Source organism: Streptomyces sp. SAS_272, assembly GCF_052543235.1.
In genome coordinates, this window is sequence record NZ_JBMNDR010000190.1 from 1 (window position 1) to 3532 (window position 3532).

At 71.2% G+C, this 3532-nt stretch carries 4 protein-coding genes; 1 reads left to right on the forward strand and 3 read right to left on the reverse strand.

What is annotated here, in order from left to right; all coding sequences use genetic code 11:
• Positions 1–38: 38 nt before the first annotated feature.
• The 3 genes from ACN6LD_RS41955 to ACN6LD_RS41965 form a co-directional block, all read right to left on the reverse strand.
• On the reverse strand, positions 39–1028 hold the full coding sequence (locus ACN6LD_RS41955; RefSeq protein WP_445045914.1) for an SPFH domain-containing protein: 990 nt from the start codon (positions 1026–1028) through the stop codon (positions 39–41).
• A 142-nt stretch (positions 1029–1170) separates the two neighbouring features.
• Positions 1171–1602 carry an NfeD family protein gene (locus ACN6LD_RS41960; RefSeq protein WP_319194642.1) on the reverse strand — a complete coding sequence of 144 codons (432 nt, stop codon included), beginning with the start codon at positions 1600–1602 and terminating at the stop codon, positions 1171–1173.
• A 53-nt stretch (positions 1603–1655) separates the two neighbouring features.
• On the reverse strand, positions 1656–2453 hold the full coding sequence (locus tag ACN6LD_RS41965; RefSeq protein WP_445045915.1) for an ABC transporter ATP-binding protein: 798 nt from the start codon (positions 2451–2453) through the stop codon (positions 1656–1658).
• A gap of 153 nt (positions 2454–2606) precedes the next feature.
• Between ACN6LD_RS41965 and ACN6LD_RS41970 the strand changes: the two genes are divergently transcribed.
• Positions 2607–3395, forward strand: coding sequence for a DUF885 domain-containing protein (locus tag ACN6LD_RS41970; RefSeq protein WP_319194637.1), 789 nt, complete (start codon positions 2607–2609; stop codon positions 3393–3395).
• Positions 3396–3532 lie beyond the last annotated feature (137 nt).

Here is a 3532-nt window from a genome sequence, read left to right on the forward strand (position 1 = left end):
GCCTTCCGTCGGAAGGCGGGCCCCACTCACATCGGCGGTCAGTCGAGGGACGGCTTCTCACGCCGCTCGTTGCCGCCACCGTTCCCGTTGTTCCCGTTGTTGCCGTTGTTTCCGTTGTTTCCGTTGCCGTTGCCGTTGCCGGAGTTGCCGCCGAACGGGCCGAAGTTGCCCATGGCCCCGGACAGTCCCTTCAGGGCGTCGCCGATCTCGCTGGGCACGATCCACAGCTTGTTGGCGTCGCCTTCGGCGATCTTCGGGAGCATCTGGAGGTACTGGTAGGAGAGCAGCTTCTGGTCCGGGTCGCCGGCATGGATCGCCTCGAAGACGGTGCGCACGGCCTGCGCCTCGCCCTCGGCGCGCAGGGCGGCTGCCTTGGCCTCACCCTCGGCGCGCAGGATCTGCGACTGCTTCTCGCCCTCCGCGGTGAGGATCGCGGCCTGCCGGGTGCCTTCGGCGGTGAGGATCGCGGCGCGCTTGTCGCGGTCTGCGCGCATCTGCTTCTCCATCGAGTCCTGGATGGAGGTCGGGGGCTCGATGGCCTTGAGCTCCACGCGGTTGACGCGGATGCCCCACTTGCCGGTCGCCTCGTCGAGGACGCCGCGCAGCGCCGCGTTGATCTCCTCACGGGAGGTCAGGGTCCGCTCGAGGTCCATGCCGCCGATGATGTTGCGGAGCGTGGTGACGGTGAGCTGCTCGATGGCCTGGATGTAGCTGGCGACTTCGTATGTCGCCGCCCGGGCGTCGGTCACCTGGTAGTAGATGACGGTGTCGATGTTCACGACCAGGTTGTCCTGGGTGATCACCGGCTGCGGCGGGAACGGCACGACCTGTTCGCGCAGGTCGATGCGGTTGCGGATGGTGTCTATGAACGGGACGACGATGTTGAGACCCGCGTTGAGTGTCCGCGTGTAGCGGCCGAACCGCTCCACGATGGCAGCACTCGCCTGCGGGATGACCTGGATCGTCTTGATCAGGGCGATGAAGACCAACACCACCAGAATGACCAGGACGATGATGACCGGTTCCATCGCGGCTCCCCGTACCTTTCTCCGCCTCGGCGCTTTCGGAAGATCTTATGTCTGTTGAAGATCTTGCTGGTCGAGTCTGACAGACCGTCGTGCGGCTCGCGAGGTGTTCGGTTCACTTACGTCGTACGGGAGTTGTGCAAGGTCAGATGACGATCGCCGTGGCTCCCTCGATGTCCACGACGTCGACCTCCTGACCGACGTCGTAGGCGCGTTCGGTGTCGAGCGCGCGGGCCGACCAGATCTCCCCGGCGAGCTTGATGCGGCCCCCCGCGCCGTCGACGCGTTCCAGCACGACGGCGTGCTTGCCTTTCAGGGCGTCGACGCCGGTGGCGAGTTGGGGACGCTGCCGGTCGTGCCGCATCGCGATGGGCCGTACGACGGCGATGAGGGCGACGGAGACGACGATGAAGACGAGTACCTGTGCCACCGCGCCGAGGCCGAGGCCCGCGGCGATCGCGGCGGCCACGGCGCCGACCGCGAGCATGCCGAACTCGGGCATCGCGGTCACCACGAGCGGGATGCCCAGTGCTGCCGCGCCGACGAGCCACCACACCCACGCGTCGATGTCGTTCACACGGTCATGGTAGGGCCGTACGTCCCGCCGGGGACAGGGCGCGAAGGGGGCGGTCAGGACAGCGGAAGGCCCTGCGCCGTCCAGCGGTCCCCGACCTGCTCGACGACGAGCGGGAGGCCGAAGCAGAGGGAGAGGTTGCGGGACGTGAGCTCGAGTTCGACCGGGCCCGCGGCGAGGACCTTGCCCTGGCGGATCATGAGGACGTGGGTGAAGCCGGGGGCGATCTCCTCGACGTGGTGCGTGACCATGATCATCGAGGGGGCGATGGGGTCGCGGGCGAGGCGGCCGAGGCGGCGGACGAGATCCTCGCGGCCCCCGAGGTCGAGGCCGGCGGCCGGCTCGTCGAGGAGCAGCAGCTCGGGGTCGGTCATCAGGGCGCGGGCGATGAGGGTGCGCTTGCGCTCGCCCTCGGAGAGGGTGCCGAACTTCCGGTCGAGGTAGTCGCTCATGCCGAGGCGGTCGAGGAAGGCGCGGGCGCGCTGCTCGTCGACGTCCTCGTACTCCTCCTGCCAGCCGGCCGTCATGCCGTAGGCGGCGGTCAGGACGGTCTGCAGGACGGTCTGCCGCTTGGGGAGCTTGTCGGCGAGGGCGATGCCGGCCATGCCGACGCGCGGGCGCAGTTCGAAGACGTCGGTGCCCGGCTTGCCGAGGGGCTCGCCGAGGACGGAGACGTCGCCGAAGCTCGGGAAGAGGTAGGTCGAGGCGATGTTCAGGAGGGTCGTCTTGCCGGCTCCGTTAGGGCCGAGGATGACCCAGCGCTCGCCCTCCTTGACCGACCAGGAGACCTGGTCCACCAGAGCCCGGCCCTCACGGACCACGGATACGTCCTGAAGCTCCAGAACATCGCTCATGAGCGCGTTGTCTCCCCTTGCAGTGTGGCCGGTCGTCTGTCGCGGGCGCCTGTGGCTCGGACCGCCGCGCGTGGGTGGGCGCGGCCCCTCCGGGAAAATCTACGCCACCGGTCGGGCGGCCCGTTCCATCGGTCCGGTCCTTAGGGTGGGGGGATGCTTTCGGAACCGCGCTCTGGTCGCCTTGCTGCTTGGGGAAATGCCCTGTTGGCCGGATTCGTCTCGCCGGACGACACCGTTCTCGCCGTCGTCGGGGAGGACGCCGTGCATCGGGTGGAGGGGCTGCCCGGTGAGTCGGGGCCGGTCGGGCTCACGCTCGCGCTGGGTCGGCTGCGGACCCTCGGCGTCACCGGACTGCGGGTGGCGCTGCCCGTGCCGGGGCATCCGCTGGGGCTGAGCGGGCCGCCGGAGTTCAACGCGCGGGCGCTGGAGGCGGAGGAGGCGGTGGTCGGTCACGGCGCCGGGTACGGGCTGGTGCCCCAGGTGTACGAGGCCGGGCCCGAGGGCGATGTGCACGTCGAGGTGGTGTGGCACTGCCTGCCGGTGCGGGAGGCGCCGCCGGCCGACGTCCCGTCGCTGGGTGAGGCGGAGCGGGAGCTGGCGGAGGCGTTGCGGGACGCCACAGCGGTGCTGTCGCGGCTGGACCTGGCCGGGTCGGGGCCGGTCGCGGAGGCGGCGATCGACGCGTACCGGGCGCGGGCGGAGCGGGGCCGGGAGGTGCTGGCGCCGGGGTATCCGCCGCGGGCGGTGCGGGTGCTGGAGCTGGCGCAGCGGGTGGGGCTGCTGGTGTCCCTGGCGTACGAGAAGGGGCCGGGGGGCGCCGTCACCTCCGGTGAGATGACGGCGCGGGCCGAGGCGTTGCGGCCGGTGGAACGGACGGCTCGGCGGGCGCTGGTCGCCGCGTACAACTCCGTTGTGGAGGAGCGGGAGCGGGGGGTGCGGTGAGCGGCGTCTCCGACGGGTCGGCGCTACTTGGTGCGGGCGTGGGGGGGGGGGGGGGGGGGGGGGGGGGGGGGGGGGGGGGGGGGGGGGGGGGGGGGGGGGGGGGGGGGGGGGGGGGGGGGGGGGGGGGGGGGGGGGGG

What these genes read in the sequence shown, in the direction of transcription:
- ACN6LD_RS41970 (WP_319194637.1), top strand. Translation starts at nt 2,607, where the DNA reads ATGCTTTCGGAACCGCGCTCTGGTCGCCTTGCTGCTTGGGGAAATGCC.
- ACN6LD_RS41955 (WP_445045914.1), bottom strand. Translation starts at nt 1,028, where the DNA reads ATGGAACCGGTCATCATCGTCCTGGTCATTCTGGTGGTGTTGGTCTTC.
- ACN6LD_RS41965 (WP_445045915.1), bottom strand. Translation starts at nt 2,453, where the DNA reads ATGAGCGATGTTCTGGAGCTTCAGGACGTATCCGTGGTCCGTGAGGGC.